Raw genomic sequence first — 14,335 nt, forward strand, 5'->3', positions numbered from 1 at the left:
GGGGACCGGATGACCGAGGCAGTGGCACTGAAGCCCGACCTGGGCCGGTTCGGCGTGTGGCTGCCCACCCGTTCCATCACGCCCGGGCTGGCCGCGCGGGTCGAATCGCTCGGGTACGGCGCCGCCTGGATCGGCGGATCGCCGGACGCGGACCTGGCCTGGGTGGAGCCGGCCCTGGCGGCGACGAGCTCGCTGCACCTGGCGACCGGAATCGTCAACATCTGGTCCGCGCCGGCGCCGGCGGTCGCCGACGCCTTTGCCCGCATCGAAGGCGCACACCCGGGCCGGTTTCTGCTCGGCGTCGGGGTCGGCCACCCCGAACACACCGAGAACTACGTCAAGCCCTACGACGCCCTGGTCGCCTACCTCGACGCGCTCGACGCGGCGATGGTGCCGACCAGCCGACGGGTGCTCGCGGCGCTCGGGCCGCGGGTGTTGCGACTGGCGGCCGAACGCAGCGCCGGCGCCCACCCCTACCTGACCACCCCGGAGCACACGGCCAGGGCGCGCCAGCAGGTGGGCAACTCGGTGTTTTTGGCGCCGGAACACAAGGTGGTGCTGAGCACCGACGCCGACGAGGCCCGCGCCATCGGCCGCCGGACCGCCGAGTTTTACCTGGGCCTGAGCAACTACGTGAACAACTGGCTGCGGCTCGGGTTCACCCAGCGCGACGTGCACCAACCCGGCAGCGACAAGCTGATCGACGCGGTGGTGGCCCATGGCACCGCCGAGGCCGTCGCGCGCCGGCTCCATGAACATTGCGAGGCCGGCGCCGACCACGTGGCGATCCAGGTGCTGGGCACCTCGAACGAAGCGGCACTGGTGTCGGCGCTTCAGGAACTGGCGGAGGCATTAGGGGTAACTCCCCCAAGCTGACCGACTCGCTCCGTTAGTGTGTGTCACCATGCGATTGCTGGTCACCGGCGGAGCCGGCTTCATCGGCGCGAATTTCGTGCACAGCACGGTGCGGGAACACCCCGAGGATTCCGTGACCGTGCTCGACGCCTTCACCTACGCCGGACGGCGCGAGTCGCTGGCCGACGTCGAAGACGCCATCAAGGTGGTCGAGGGCACCATCACCGACGCCGCGCTGGTCGACGGGCTGGTCGCCGAGTCCGACGCCGTGGTGCACTTCGCCGCCGAAAGCCACGTGGACAACTCGCTGGATGATCCGGAGCCGTCCCTGCAAACCAACGTGATCGGGACGTACGCCATCCTGGAAGCGGTGCGACGCCACGGGGTGCGGCTGCACCATATCTCGACCGACGAGGTCTACGGCGACCTGGAGCTCGACGACCCGACGCGGTTCACCGAGACCACGCCCTACAACCCGTCGAGCCCGTACTCGGGGACCAAGGCCGCCGCCGACCTGCTGGTCCGGGCCTGGGTGCGCTCCTACGGGGTGCGCGCGACGATCTCCAACTGCTCCAACAACTACGGGCCGTATCAGCACATCGAGAAGTTCATCCCCCGCCAGATCACCAACGTGCTCACCGGCCGGCGACCCAAGTTGTACGGCCGTGGCGCCAACGTGCGCGACTGGATCCATGTCGAGGACCACAACAGCGCGGTGCGGCGGATCCTGGAAGAGGGCCGGATCGGCCAGACCTACCTGATCAGCGCCGAGGGCGAGCGCGACAACCTGACCGTGCTGCGCACGCTGCTGAAGATGATGGGCCGCGATCCCGACGACTTCGACCACGTGCCCGACCGGGTCGGCCACGACCTGCGCTACGCGATCGACCCGTCGTTGCTGTGCAACGAATTGTGCTGGGCGCCAAAGCACACCGACTTCGAAGAGGGTCTGCGGGCCACCATCGACTGGTACCGGGCCAACGAGTCGTGGTGGCGACCGCTCAAGGACGAGGCGGAGGCGCGCTACGAGGAACGCGGGCGCTGACGTGAAGACTCGCGAGCTGAAAGTCCCCGGCGCCTGGGAGATCACGCCGGCCATCCACGGCGATTCCCGCGGCATGTTCTTCGAATGGCTCACCGACCGCGGGTTCACCGATTTCGCCGGCCACCGGTTGGACGTTCGGCAGGCCAACTGCTCGGTGTCGTCGGCCGGCGTGCTGCGCGGCCTGCACTTCGCCCAGCTGCCGCCGAGCCAGGCCAAGTACGTGACGTGCGTGTCGGGCTCGGTGTTCGACGTGGTCGTCGACATCCGCGTCGGCTCACCGACGTTCGGTCAGTGGGACTCGGTGCTGCTCGACGACAAGGACCGCCGGACGATGTACATCTCCGAAGGCCTGGGACACGCCTTCCTTGCGCTACAAGACAATTCGACGGTGATGTATCTGTGCTCCGCGGAGTACAACCCGCAACGCGAGCACACCATCTGCCCGACGGACCCGGCGCTGGGGATCGACTGGCCGTTGGTCGACGGCGCCGCACTCAGCCTGTCCGACCGCGACGCCGCGGCGCCCAGCTTCGACGAGGTGCGCGCCGCCGGGCTCCTGCCCACCTGGGAGGACACCCAGCGCTTCATCGCGGGGCTGCGCGCCACTTCCTGACGTAGCCCGCCCACAACAGCACGGTCAGCGCCTCCGCGGCCACGCTGATCGCGGCGTGCGGCGACGGTTCCCAGCCCCGCTCGGAAAACCCGAGCAGCCCAACGGTCCTCGACAGGACGAACGCGGCAAGGGAACCGCCCGCCACCGCAGCGGCGGCCCACCACAGCCACCCCGGGCCGTCCGCGACGATCAGCAGCGCCAGCGCGAACGACACGCTCGCCTGCACCAGAAACGCCGCACCGATCATCGGAATGTGGTGATAGCCATGCACATAGAGGTAGGCGTGGCTGGTGGCGGCGGCGGCCAGCGACGCCGCGAGCGCGAGCCGAAGCGCGATCTTCATTGCAGCGCGGTTTCTTTCAGCGCCAGGGCGGTCCGGCCCTTGGTGTAGTTGACCTCCCGAATCCCCAGCGCGTCGCGCAGCTTGCCCGGCGGCAGCGTGACGGGCTTGGGCGCCGGCCCGTCGCCGGGATGCGGCAGCGGGTAGGCCGTGGTCGTGCCGCTGTAGAACGTCACGTTGCCCTCGGTCTTGGAAAACAGTTGGTGCACATGCCCGTTGAGGCAGGTGACCGACGAGAAGCGACTCAGCTGACTCAACACCTGGGCGGCGTCGTCGGTGCCCCAGCCCCAGTCCGGGTACATCGCGAACAGCGGGATGTGGCTGAACACGATGATGGGCGTGTCGCTCGGCAACCCCGCGACGTCCTTGCGGACGAAGTCCAGCTGGTCGGCGCCAAGATGGCCGAGTTTCTTCAGGTTCAACGTGTTCACCAGGGCGATCACATGCACGCCGGCGATGTCGAAGCTGTACCACCCGTCCCCCTGGGATCCCGCGCCGAACGCGTTGCGGTACTTCTGTCCCGCGTCGTCGACCGAATCGTGTTCGCCGGGCACCGTGAACACGTGGGGGGTCTTCAGCCCGCTCAGCATCTGCTTGGCCTGGTCGAACTGCTCAGAGCTGGACAGGTGGGTGAGGTCGCCGGTGTGAATGACGAAATCCGGTGTGTAGCCAAGGCCGTTGATCTGGTCGATCGCGTGGCCGAACGTGGCGGTGACGTCCGGGTTGGGCCGGCCGGTGAAGCCCAGGTGGCTGTCGCTGACTTGGGCGAACCGCAGGGTGGGGCGGGCGTGGGAGCGCTCGGCCGCCGCCGTGCCGGCGACGTGGGAGATGACCTCGCCGCCGACCACGGCGAACCCGACCGCCGCGCCGAACCACGCCGAATGCCGCAACAGCTGGCGTCGGGTCATGCCGGCCGGGTCGGCCGTCACGGGGTCACCACCACGGTGCCGTGCATCATCGGGTGGATCGAGCAGACGTAGTCGAACCTTCCCACCGTGGGAAAGGTGTGCGAGAAGCTGGCTCCCGTCCCCATCCCGGGCGAGTGGAACGACCCGTCGCTCGCGGCCACCGTGTGCGGCTCTTCGTCGCGGTTGGTCCAGGTGACGGTGGTCCCCGCGCGGACGCTCAATGTGGTTGGCGCAAAGGCAAACCCGTCGATGTCGACCTGGGTTCCGCTCACCGCGGCCGGTGGCGCGGTGACCGACATGGTCGCCATCGGCATGCCGGTGCCGCTGTCCGCGGCGGGCCGCGGAGACGAGCAGCCGGCCAGCACCGCGCCGAGGGCAAGCGCCGCGACCGGAAATCTTCGTAGCTTCATGCCAAGGGATAGGGCGGCGGGTTACACCGCCTTGACGGGGGCGAACACCTCGATGGCGCCGTCGACCTCGCGCACCATGAGCGTGGGCAGCGGCTTCGGCGCGATCGGCAGCTGGTGGGTGAGCACCTGCCCGCTGGGCGAGAACGACGTCGTGTGGCACGGGCAGCGCAGCGTGTCCTGCGGCGCGTCGAACCACAGCCGGCAGCCCTGATGGGTGCAGACGCCGGAGATGGCCTGCGGCTTGCCGTCGACGCGACGGACGAACCCGGCGACCGTGCCGAGATCGAACGGCCGCATGACGCCGTCGGGCACGTCGGAGCTGGACGCGACGCGCTGCCAGCTTCCGTCGTTGGGCGTGAGCTGCCCGGAGGCGACCTCGGGGGCGAGCGGCTCCCTGCGCCCCCCGACCACGGCCCGGTCGATGGACACCGCGGCGGCCGCGGCGGCCGCGGCGGCCGACGTGCCCACGATGACGTGGCGGCGCGTGGTGCTGTGGGTGGTCTCGGCTTGCTCGGGCACCCCGCCCATCTGCTCGGCCAGGCGGCGGTGCAGGTCGGTGAGGAATTCCTCCCGCGGCGCATCGTCGGCGCCGGGGCGGGCGGCGCGCAATTCGATCGCGGTGCGGATTTGCGCGGCCTCGAAGTCGTCGGGCGCGAACGGCTTGGGCCGCCGCCCGCGCAGCAGGTCGTCGACGTAGCGCCGCAAGCCGCGCGCGTTCATGGCAGGCCTTTCTCGTTGACCTGTGCCGCCAGCCGCAGGGCGCGGTGCTGCAGCACCTTGGCGTTGGCGACGCTGATACCAAGTTCGGCGGCGGACTCCTTGATCGAATTGCCCTGCAGGAACCGCATTTCCAGGATCCGGCGGTACCGGTCGGGCAGGTTGTCGAGCACCTGGGCGACGCGCTGGGGCGCGGTGCTGATCGCTTCCTCGCTCTCGGGCGGTTGTTCGATGTCGTCGATCGAGGTTATCTCCCGGCCCATGGCCTCGCGCCAGTGCGCGGCCAGCACGGTCCGGGCCGTGGCCCGCAGGTAGGCGCGCACCTCTCCGACGCTGGCGGTCAGGCGCAGCGGCCGCAGCGCGGCCAGGAAGACCTCGGCGGTCAGGTCCTCGGCGTCGGCCCGGTTGCCCACCCGGGCGAACAGCGTGCGATACACCCAGGACGCGTTGTCGGAGTACACCGCCTCCCAGTCGGGGTAGCCGTCCGCGGGGACCGCGCGCAGCGGCCGCGGGCCGATCGGTTCGTTGTGTGCCGCCACGTGCCTCCTTCACCGATCAATATCGGCCGGGGTTACACGAGGCTTCCTCGACCATCAGCTGGTCGAGCTTCGCGGCCGTCGCCGACAGCGCCGAGCGGGCGATGCGCAGGATCCGGTCGGCCACCCGGGGCTTCGCCGCCGCCGCCGGCGCCAGCAGGTGGCCCATCAGGTGACCGAAGAGGTCCAGCCGCGCGCCGGAGAGCCAGGCGGTCAGGTCCGGGTCGTCGAGCCAGCGCAGCTGGTTGCCGTAGTCGGCCCGCGCGATGCGCAGCCAGTCGACGTCGGTGTCGGGATGCGGCAGCGGCACGCAGATTTTGTTTTTCACCGCGTCGTCCGGGTAGGCGGACTCGACGTGGGCGATCAGCGCCGCGCTGAAGATCTGCTGGCACCCGCGCACGCTCTGCAGGGTGATCCGGCCCGGCTCGAAAATGGGCGTGGCGGGGCGCTTTTCGGCGCCGTCGGCGGTGCAGTCGACGTACAGCGCCGGGCCGCGAGCGCCGACGGTGCCGCCGTCGAGGACCATCGCGTCGGCGTCGATGCGCAGCAGGTGGCCCATGCGCACGACGTCGGCGATGCGCCGCAGCTGCTCGAGTTCGGCGCAGGTGACGGTCGCGCAGCGGTACATGGTGGGCCGGACGGCCGGGTCGATCCGCAACAGGGCGCCGGCGTCCTCGAGGCGCGAGAACAGGTCGTCGACCGACGCCGCGTCCCGCACCGCCTGCAGTTGCGCGGCGAACGCGCCCTTGATCCGATCGGCGAACAGCGTCCCGGGCTGGATCGTCGCGCGATCCAGCAACCACGCGTCGCGGGGCATGATCCAGGTCAGCCGGTCCGGCGCGATGCCGTGGCCCAGCAGCCACAGGCAGGCGTCGATGCCGGTCTTGCCGGCCCCGACGACGACGTAGCGCTCGTGGGCACCGGCGCCGGGCAGGTCGTTGGGCGGGACGCACGCGATGCCGGGCGCCACCGCGTAGGGCGGCGGGCGCATCGCGGGAACCACGACGCGCATGTAGGTGGCGTCGACGATGCGGCGCGTCACGTCCACGGTGTAGTCGGTCCCGGCCAGCGTGGTGAAGCGACCGTCGCCGCGGTATTCGCTCATCGGGAAGTAGGAGACCCGCCCGCTGGGCAGGAACCGCTGGCGCAGGACGTGGTCGTAGTACGCGCACACCTCGCCGGCGGTCGCCAGTTCGTAAAGGCCTTTGTTCCAGCCGGTTTCGTCGATGGCGCCGGTGCCCAGCGGCAGCGAGTTGACCCCGTAGAACGCCGAGGGCTGGTGCAGCCGCACGAACGGGTAGGCCGCGGTCCAGTGCCCGCCCGGCTGGTGGTGGCGGTCCACCAGCACCACGCGCGCGTCCGTCTCGGTCACCAGGGTGTCGACGAACGCCATGCCCATCGCGCCCGCGCCGACCACCAGGTAGTCGGCGTCGATGGTGCGCATGCCCTCACCCAACGCCGCGAAAGTGCGACTGGCAACACATCGGCCGAGTAACGCCGTCACTAGTTGCACTCTGGCGGAAGAACCCCCACCTTGCGACACCCAGGCCAGGTTACTAGGATATGCAAGTAATCGCGCGCAACCGACTCCGAGGACACCATGACCACTCAGATCCCGCACTTCATCGACGGGAAGCGCACCGCCGGCCAGGCCACCCGCACCGCCGACGTCTTCAACCCCAGCACCGGCGAGGTGCAGGCGAAAGTGCACATGGCGGGCAAGGCCGACATCGACGCGGCGGTCGCCTCGGCCGCCGAGGCCCAAAAGGGCTGGGCGGCAACCAATCCGCAGCGCCGCGCCCGCGTGATGATGCGGTTCATCGACCTGGTCAACCAGCACACCGACGAGCTCGCCGAGCTGCTGTCCCTCGAGCACGGCAAGACCCTGGCCGACGCGCGCGGCGACATCCAGCGCGGCATCGAGGTGATCGAGTTCTGCGTCGGCATCCCGCACCTGCTCAAGGGCGACTACAGCGAGGGCGCCGGCCCGGGCATCGACGTCTACTCCTTGCGCCAGCCCCTGGGCGTGGTCGCCGGCATCACCCCGTTCAACTTCCCGGCGATGATCCCCCTGTGGAAGGCCGGACCGGCGCTCGCGTGCGGCAACGCCTTCCTGCTCAAGCCCAGCGAGCGCGACCCGTCGGTTCCCGTGCGACTGGCCGAGCTGTTCCTCGAGGCCGGCCTGCCGCCCGGCGTGTTCCAGGTGGTGCACGGCGACAAGGAGGCCGTCGACGCCATCCTGCACCACCCCGACATCCAGGCGGTCGGCTTCGTCGGCAGCTCCGACATCGCGCACTACATCTACGCCACGGCCGCGGCCACCGACAAGCGGTCGCAATGCTTCGGCGGCGCCAAGAACCACATGATCGTGATGCCCGACGCCGACCTCGACCAGGCCGTCGACGCGCTGATCGGCGCGGGCTACGGCAGCGCCGGCGAGCGTTGCATGGCGATCAGCGTCGCCGTGCCGGTCGGCGAGCAGACCGCGGACCGGTTGCGCGCCAGGCTGATCGAGCGGATCAACAACCTGCGCGTGGGCCACAGCCTGGACCCCAAGGCCGACTACGGTCCGCTGGTCACCGAGGCCGCCGTGGCGCGGGTGCGCGACTACATCGGCCAGGGGGTGGACGCGGGCGCCGAACTGGTCATCGACGGGCGCGAACGCACCAGCGACGACCTGGCATTCGGTGACGCGAACCTCGAGGGTGGCTTCTTCATCGGCCCCACCCTGTTCGACCACGTCACCCCCGAGATGTCGATCTACACCGACGAGATCTTCGGACCCGTGCTCTGCATCGTGCGCGCCCACGACTACGAGGAGGCCCTGCGGCTGCCGTCCGAGCACGAGTACGGCAACGGCGTGGCGGTCTTCACCCGCGACGGCGACACCGCCCGCGATTTCGTCTCGCGCGTGCAGGTGGGCATGGTCGGTGTCAACGTGCCGATCCCGGTCCCGGTGGCCTACCACACCTTCGGCGGCTGGAAACGCTCCGGCTTCGGCGACCTCAACCAGCACGGCCCGGCGTCGATCCAGTTCTACACCAAGGTCAAGACCGTCACGTCGCGCTGGCCGTCGGGCATCAAGGACGGCGCCGAATTCGTCATCCCCACAATGAATTAGCGGCATGTTTACCCTCAACGACGAAGAACGGGTGATCACCGAGACGGCGGCCGCCTTCGCCGAGAAGCGGATGGCCCCGCACGCGCTGGACTGGGACGCCACCAAGCATTTCCCGACCGATGTGCTGCGCGAGGCCGCCGGGCTCGGCATGGCGGCGATCTACTGCCGCGACGACGTGGGCGGCAGCGGGCTGCGCCGCCTCGACGGCGTGCGCATCTTCGAACAGCTCGCCGTCGCCGATCCGGTCACCGCCGCCTTCCTGTCCATCCACAACATGTGCGCGTGGATGATCGACAGCTTCGGCACCGAGGAACAGCGCAAGGCCTGGGTGCCGCGGCTGGCCGCGATGGACGTCATCGCCAGCTACTGCCTGACCGAGCCGGGCGCCGGTTCCGACGCCGGCGCGCTGAGCACCCGCGCCGTCAAGCGGGGCGGCGACTACGTGCTCGACGGCGTCAAGCAGTTCATCTCCGGGGCGGGAGCCTCGGACGTGTACGTGGTGATGGCCAGGACGGGCGGTGAGGGTCCCCGCGGCATCTCGGCGTTCGTCGTCGAAAAGGGCACCGACGGACTGAGTTTCGGCGCGCTCGAGGAGAAGATGGGCTGGCACGCCCAGCCCACCGCCCAGGTGATCCTGGAGGGGGTGCGGGTGCCCGCCGAGGCCATGCTGGGCGGCTCCGACGGCGAGGGCGCCGGGTTCGGCATCGCGATGAACGGGCTGAACGGCGGGCGCCTCAACATCGCGGCCTGCTCGCTGGGCGGCGCGCAGGCCGCCTTCGACAAGGCCGGGGCCTACGTGCGCGAGCGCCAGGCGTTCGGCTCCGCCCTGCTCGACGAGCCGACCATCCGGTTCGCCCTGGCCGACATGGCCACCGGGCTGCAGACCTCGCGAATGATGTTGTGGCGCGCCGCAAGTGCGCTGGACGCCGACGACCCCGACAAGGTCGAGCTGTGCGCGATGGCCAAGCGCTATGTCACCGACACCTGCTTCGAGGTCGCCGACAAGGCGCTGCAGCTGCACGGCGGCTACGGCTACCTACGCGAGTATGGCCTGGAAAAGATCGTCCGCGATCTGCGGGTCCACCGGATCCTGGAAGGCGCCAACGAAATCATGCGGGTGGTCATCGGCCGGGCCGAGGCCGCGCGGTTCCGCGCTTCTTGACCAACGCCCGAGAAAGAGAGCCATGACGGAGCATCTCACGATCGCCTTTTTGGGGCTTGGCCACATGGGCGCGCCGATGTCGGCCAACCTCGTCGCCGCCGGCCACGCCGTGCGCGGGTTCGATCCCGCCCCCGCCGCGGCGGCCGCCGCGGCCGAGCAGGGCGCCACACTGTTCGACAACGCCGCGGCCGCGGTGTGTGATGCCGATGTCGTGGTCACCATGCTGCCCAACGGCGCTTTGGTCAAGCGCTGCTACGCCGACGTGCTGCCCGCCGCCCGGGCGGGCGCGCTGTTCATCGACAGCTCCACGATCTCGGTCGACGACGCCCGCGAGGTGCACGCGCTGGCGGAATCGCACGGCATGCCGCAGCTGGACGCGCCGGTGTCCGGCGGGGTGAAGGGCGCCGTCGCCGGGACGCTGGCGTTCATGGTCGGCGGTGACTCGGAAAGCCTGGAGCGCGCCCGGCCGGTGCTGGAACCCATGGCGGGCAAGATCATTCACTGTGGCGCGGCGGGCGCGGGCCAGGCCGCCAAGGTGTGCAACAACATGGTGCTGGCGGTGCAGCAGATCGTGATCGGCGAGGCGTTCGTGCTGGCCGAGAAGCTGGGGCTGTCGGCGCAGTCCCTGTTCGACGTCATCACCGGCGCGACGGGCAATTGCTGGGCCGTGCACACCAACTGCCCGGTGCCGGGCCCGGTGCCGACGTCGCCGGCCAACAACGGCTTCCAGCCCGGCTTCGCGACCGCGTTGATGAACAAGGACCTGGGCCTGGCGATGGACGCGGTGGCCTCCACCGGTTCGGTGGCCCCGCTGGGCACCCACGCCGCGCAGATCTACGCGGACTTCGCTGTCGAACACGCCGACCGGGACTTCAGCGCGGTCATCGAAGCGCTGCGCTGACCCGTTGCCGCACAAGGGTATTCGCCGATCACTGCCGTCCTTGACGCCGATTGTGAACCCAGGGCGTCGGGTGTGAACGCAGGGCTGAAATTCCGGTCGAACCTGCGCCCTGGGTACACGGCGAAAGCCCTGAGCTCACACTCGAAAACTCGCGACCGGGGTCGACGGGCGCCCCAACAACTAGCGGCTTGCAGCTGCCAGCTACGCCAGCCGCTGCGCAGCGGCTTAGCCTGAGATACGTTGTATCACTTCACCTTGCGCCCGAGAAACGCGGCCAGTTGATCGGCCGGCGCCCGCTCGGGCGCGCACGGCTGTTCGGGGCCGAAGGGCCTGCCGGGTCCGCGGAATTCGGGTCCCACATATGCACGGACGGCCGCCAGCTGCTCGGTCGCCAACTCCGCGTCGAGATCGGTGGGGACATAGCGGACGAAGGCCTCATCTTTCGACCGGGACGCCGCGCCTTCGGGCCTCGTCGGCCAGGGCATTGTCGAAGGTTGCCAGACCGGCGTGCTGGCGGATCGCGACATCAAGTACGCAGCAATCAGGAAGTTTCAGTCCGCTACTGGCGCGCAGCTCGGCGAGGCGCAGCGGCTCGCCATCGTCGTGCGGGGCGACCGCAATGCCGGCGGCGCGCAGGTCGTCGCGCATCGACGCTCCCTGTCCGATGCGCACCCCCCCGACAAGGACCTCCGCCAGCGTCAGCGAGTGGACCAACATCTGAGCGGGCTTGCCGGCCAAGAGGATTGCGGTAGCCGCTTCATGGTGCGGGCCGGTGGGGTTCAGATGCGCGATCAGGACGCTCGTGTCCAGAACGATCACGCGGGCCAGTCCGCCCGCAGCTGGGCCAGGTAGCCGGGTCCGAACGCCTCGGCGTAGCGGCCGCTGCTCGCCAACACGGCGGCGCGGTGGGCTTCGTGCTCGACGCGCTCGTCGTCCTCGAGGACCCCGGCGCCCGCCTCGACCAGCCGCAGAAGCAACTTCGAGCGGGGCTCATCCGGCCATCGCTTGGCAGCCCGATCCAACGCGTCAGCCACCTGCGGCGTTTCGGTCACCTGGTAGCGCGGGCGGATCGTTGGCATGCGGCCGAGTGTACCACCGGCAGACTAGGTGGTACACCGCAAGGAGGGTCAGCGGCGCTCTAGAAGTCGCCCGCGTTGCGCCGCAGCGTCTCGATCGACGACACCAGCGCCTCGGATTCGGCTGTGCCCATGCCGATGTCGGCGAACACCTGCTCGTTGAGCGTGACGGTGGCGTCCTCGACCGTGGACCGGCCGAGGTCGGTGATGCGCACCAGCGTGGTCCGCCCGTCGGTGGGGTGCGGCACCCGCTGCACCAGCCCGTCGGCCTCCAGCCGCCGGATGGCGTGGGTGACGCTGGTGACGTGCACCTGCAGGCGGTCGGACGCCTTGGTGATCGGCAGCGCCCCGGTCCGGCTGAACGCCAGCAGCCGCAGCAACTCGAAGCGGGAGAAGCTCAGGTCGTAGGGGCGCAGCGCGTTCTCGACGCGGGCCAGCAGAATCTGGTGTGCGCGCATCACCGAGGTGACGGCGACCATGCCGTGCGACACGTCGCCCCACCCGGCGCGCTCCCAGTTGGCCCGCGCCGCGGCGATCGGATCGCGTTTGGGGCTTGATGCGGCCACGCCCCTTCTTACCGCATCCGCGGCCGGGCCGTCCCCTTGCCTATCGTCGCCAGCACCGCCACCGTCGACGCGCGGTTGCCGACGGTGATCCGGGTGCCGCCGTCCGCGTAGTGGCGCACCAGCAGCCCGCTGCCGGCGAACACCTCATGCCACGGCCGGCCCTGCCCACCCCTCGAAGGCAGGTACATGAAATTCGCATGCGCGTCGGTGGTGTAGATCCCCAACGCGCTCAGGCGCATCCGGAGATAGTGGCGTTCGGCGTTGATCGACTGGATCCGTTGCAGCAGTTGGTCTTCGGCCCGGTAGGAGGCCGTCACCGCAAGCAGGCCGGTGAGCGCCACGCCGAACGGCAGCTGCTGAGACCACAGCGTCGCGGCCAGGTCCGGCGCCGCCAGCGCGTAGCCGATCCGCAAGCCCGCCAGCCCGTACGCCTTGGAGAACGTCCGCACCACCACCACGTTGGGAAAGCGCGCGAGCAGCGCCGGGACGTCGATGCGGTGCTCGGGGGCGGCGAATTCGATGTAGGCCTCGTCGAGCAGCACGACGGTGTCCCGCGGCACCCGCGCCAAAAACCGCGCCAGCTCGGCCGCTGGTTCCAGCGTGCCGGTCGGGTTGTGCGGGCGGCACACCACCACCACTCGGGCGTGCGCGGCGGCGTCGGCCAGCCCGTCGAGGTCGTTATGGCCGTCCCGGTCGAGCGGAACCGTCAACGACTTCAGCCGCGCCATCTTCGCGATGATCGGATACCCGTCGAAGGTCGGCGACGCCATCGCGACCGCATCGCCCGGAGCGGTCAGCGCGTGCAGGGCCTGCAACGCCACACCGGTCGCCCCGGCGCCCAGCACCACCCGGTCGGCGGGCATCCCGACGCGGGCGGCGATCACGCGGCGCAGCCGCTCGGGCAAAAATTCCGGATACCGGTTGACCGCGTCGATCGAGCGGATCAGCGCCGACCGCACCGCCGGCAGCGGCGGGAACGGATTCTCGTTGAGCGACAACGCAAGCGGATCGATCGCCGTGGGGAACGCTTCGTCGACCTCGGCGGTGAGGGAAACCGGTGGCATCAGCCCCGACCGCCCCAGCGCACCGCCGCCGCGCCGGCGAAGTCGCCGGCGTGCGCGAACCCCGCCATCATGACCACGTCACCGGCCTGCACCTGGCCGTCGGCGATCGCCCGGTCGAGGTTGATCGGGATCCCGGCGCCGAACAGATTGCCGCATTCGTCGAAGGTGTCGCGGTGCCTGGACGCGGGCAGTTCCAGCGCGTCGCGCCAGTTGCGCAGGAACGCCCGGTTGGGCTGGTTGGTGACCAGCAGGCCGATATCCTTGGCGGACATGCCGATTCGGTCGCAGACCGCCAGCGCCACCTCCGGCACCTGCCGGTTGCCGCGGGCCAGCACCTTGGTGATCTTGCTTTCGGTGAAACCGATGCATAGCTCGCCGGTTCCGGGCTGCCACCACTTGCGGGGCGGGTCGGGCGACAGCGTCATCTCGCCGTGGTATTCGCCGTAGGTGCGGCACTCGACATCCAGAATGGGCGACTCGTCGCCCACCCTGACCAGGCCCACCGCGGCGCCGTCGCCGGGCACCGCGGCCTGCGCCTTGCGCCGCACCCCGGGCTGGTCGAAAACCTGACCGCCGGCGTTTTGCGCGACGGCGATCAGCGCGGTGTTCGCTTCGCCGGACGACAGCAGCTTGCGGGCCACGTTGAGCGCCAACACGAACACCGCGCACCCCCCGTTGTGCAGGTCGAGGACCCACGACGGGCGCATGCCCAGCCGGTGCGCGATCCCGCCGCCCGCGCCGTAGAACGGCAAGTCGGGCGCCTGGGTGTGGGTGATCAGCACGTCCGCGCCCGCGACGACGTCCTCACCGTGCCGCTCGATGAGGCCCTGCGCGGCGCGCTCGACCATGTCGACCGCGGTCTCGCCCGCCGCGACGTGATGGCGAAACCTCGGCGCGCGGAACATGAGATTGTCGCGCAGGTCATCGGATTCGGCGAATTGCGCGTAGTAGTCGGCACCGATCGGCTCGCCCGGCAGATAGGTGGCGACGTCGATCAGGCTGACGGTTGGTTTGGTCATGG

At 70.0% G+C, this 14,335-nt stretch carries 17 protein-coding genes and 1 pseudogene; 6 read left to right on the top strand and 12 right to left on the bottom strand.

Going from position 1 to position 14,335, the window contains the following annotated elements; genetic code table 11:
* The first annotated feature begins 9 nt into the window (after positions 1-9).
* The 3 genes from AC5Y4Z_RS22290 to rfbC are packed head-to-tail and all read left to right on the top strand — an operon-like array spanning position 10 to position 2,513.
* Positions 10-876 carry an LLM class F420-dependent oxidoreductase gene (locus AC5Y4Z_RS22290; protein WP_499967035.1) on the top strand — a complete coding sequence of 289 codons (867 nt, stop codon included), beginning with the start codon at positions 10-12 and terminating at the stop codon, positions 874-876.
* A 28-nt stretch (positions 877-904) separates the two neighbouring features.
* Positions 905-1,900 (top strand): dTDP-glucose 4,6-dehydratase, encoded by a 996-nt coding sequence (rfbB, locus tag AC5Y4Z_RS22295; protein WP_499967037.1) that lies wholly within the window; start codon positions 905-907, stop codon positions 1,898-1,900.
* A 1-nt stretch (position 1,901) separates the two neighbouring features.
* Entirely contained in the window at positions 1,902-2,513 is a 612-nt protein-coding gene (gene rfbC / locus AC5Y4Z_RS22300; RefSeq protein ID WP_499967038.1) for a dTDP-4-dehydrorhamnose 3,5-epimerase, read from the top strand.
* Here the strand turns inward: rfbC and AC5Y4Z_RS22305 are convergent.
* Genes AC5Y4Z_RS22305 through AC5Y4Z_RS22330 form a run of 6 tightly spaced genes read right to left on the bottom strand, consistent with a single transcriptional unit; the run spans position 2,485 to position 6,868 of the window.
* Positions 2,485-2,856, bottom strand: a complete 372-nt coding sequence (locus AC5Y4Z_RS22305) for a hypothetical protein (RefSeq protein ID WP_499967039.1) — start codon at positions 2,854-2,856, stop codon at positions 2,485-2,487. The genes rfbC and AC5Y4Z_RS22305 overlap by 29 nt on opposite strands.
* Entirely contained in the window at positions 2,853-3,761 is a 909-nt protein-coding gene (locus AC5Y4Z_RS22310) for a metallophosphoesterase family protein (protein ID WP_499967120.1), read from the bottom strand. The genes AC5Y4Z_RS22305 and AC5Y4Z_RS22310 overlap by 4 nt, the downstream gene beginning before the upstream one ends.
* Before the next feature lie 17 nt (positions 3,762-3,778).
* Positions 3,779-4,171: a cupredoxin domain-containing protein gene (locus tag AC5Y4Z_RS22315; RefSeq protein ID WP_499967040.1), complete on the bottom strand. Its 393-nt coding sequence runs from the start codon at positions 4,169-4,171 to the stop codon at positions 3,779-3,781.
* 21 nt (positions 4,172-4,192) lie between these two features.
* Complete coding sequence (locus tag AC5Y4Z_RS22320) at positions 4,193-4,891, bottom strand: Rieske (2Fe-2S) protein (RefSeq protein ID WP_499967042.1); 699 nt, start codon at positions 4,889-4,891, stop codon at positions 4,193-4,195.
* The gene (locus tag AC5Y4Z_RS22325; protein WP_499967044.1) at positions 4,888-5,427 is read right to left on the bottom strand and encodes an RNA polymerase sigma factor; all 540 of its coding nucleotides are present in this window, start codon (positions 5,425-5,427) and stop codon (positions 4,888-4,890) included. The genes AC5Y4Z_RS22320 and AC5Y4Z_RS22325 overlap by 4 nt, the downstream gene beginning before the upstream one ends.
* Before the next feature lie 16 nt (positions 5,428-5,443).
* A complete protein-coding gene (locus AC5Y4Z_RS22330) occupies positions 5,444-6,868 on the bottom strand; it encodes an NAD(P)-binding protein (protein WP_499967045.1) in 1,425 nt (474 codons plus the stop codon).
* A 156-nt stretch (positions 6,869-7,024) separates the two neighbouring features.
* On the opposite strand from AC5Y4Z_RS22330, the gene AC5Y4Z_RS22335 reads away from it, so the two are divergent.
* The 3 genes from AC5Y4Z_RS22335 to mmsB are packed head-to-tail and all read left to right on the top strand — an operon-like array spanning position 7,025 to position 10,608.
* Positions 7,025-8,545, top strand: a complete 1,521-nt coding sequence (locus AC5Y4Z_RS22335; RefSeq protein WP_499967047.1) for a CoA-acylating methylmalonate-semialdehyde dehydrogenase — start codon at positions 7,025-7,027, stop codon at positions 8,543-8,545.
* 4 nt (positions 8,546-8,549) lie between these two features.
* Entirely contained in the window at positions 8,550-9,707 is a 1,158-nt protein-coding gene (locus AC5Y4Z_RS22340; RefSeq protein ID WP_499967049.1) for an isobutyryl-CoA dehydrogenase, read from the top strand.
* Positions 9,708-9,729: 22 nt separating this feature from the next.
* A complete protein-coding gene (mmsB, locus tag AC5Y4Z_RS22345; RefSeq protein ID WP_499967051.1) occupies positions 9,730-10,608 on the top strand; it encodes a 3-hydroxyisobutyrate dehydrogenase in 879 nt (292 codons plus the stop codon).
* A gap of 245 nt (positions 10,609-10,853) precedes the next feature.
* On the opposite strand, the pseudogene AC5Y4Z_RS22350 reads toward mmsB, so the two are convergent.
* The 6 genes and pseudogenes from AC5Y4Z_RS22350 to AC5Y4Z_RS22375 form a co-directional block, all read right to left on the bottom strand.
* A pseudogene (locus AC5Y4Z_RS22350) lies at positions 10,854-11,021 on the bottom strand (TIGR03086 family metal-binding protein); the annotation flags it as partial.
* A gap of 22 nt (positions 11,022-11,043) precedes the next feature.
* Positions 11,044-11,427 (bottom strand): type II toxin-antitoxin system VapC family toxin, encoded by a 384-nt coding sequence (locus AC5Y4Z_RS22355; RefSeq protein WP_499967052.1) that lies wholly within the window; start codon positions 11,425-11,427, stop codon positions 11,044-11,046.
* Positions 11,424-11,687 (bottom strand): hypothetical protein, encoded by a 264-nt coding sequence (locus AC5Y4Z_RS22360; protein ID WP_499967054.1) that lies wholly within the window; start codon positions 11,685-11,687, stop codon positions 11,424-11,426. The genes AC5Y4Z_RS22355 and AC5Y4Z_RS22360 overlap by 4 nt, the downstream gene beginning before the upstream one ends.
* A 59-nt stretch (positions 11,688-11,746) precedes the next feature.
* The gene (locus AC5Y4Z_RS22365; protein ID WP_499967056.1) at positions 11,747-12,250 is read right to left on the bottom strand and encodes a MarR family winged helix-turn-helix transcriptional regulator; all 504 of its coding nucleotides are present in this window, start codon (positions 12,248-12,250) and stop codon (positions 11,747-11,749) included.
* 8 nt (positions 12,251-12,258) lie between these two features.
* Positions 12,259-13,314 (bottom strand): pyridoxal phosphate-dependent aminotransferase, encoded by a 1,056-nt coding sequence (locus tag AC5Y4Z_RS22370; RefSeq protein ID WP_499967058.1) that lies wholly within the window; start codon positions 13,312-13,314, stop codon positions 12,259-12,261.
* Positions 13,314-14,333, bottom strand: coding sequence for a 3-oxoacyl-ACP synthase III family protein (locus AC5Y4Z_RS22375; RefSeq protein WP_499967059.1), 1,020 nt, complete (start codon positions 14,331-14,333; stop codon positions 13,314-13,316). The genes AC5Y4Z_RS22370 and AC5Y4Z_RS22375 overlap by 1 nt, the downstream gene beginning before the upstream one ends.
* Positions 14,334-14,335 lie beyond the last annotated feature (2 nt).

It is taken from the genome of Mycobacterium sp. NGS63 (assembly GCF_059812295.1).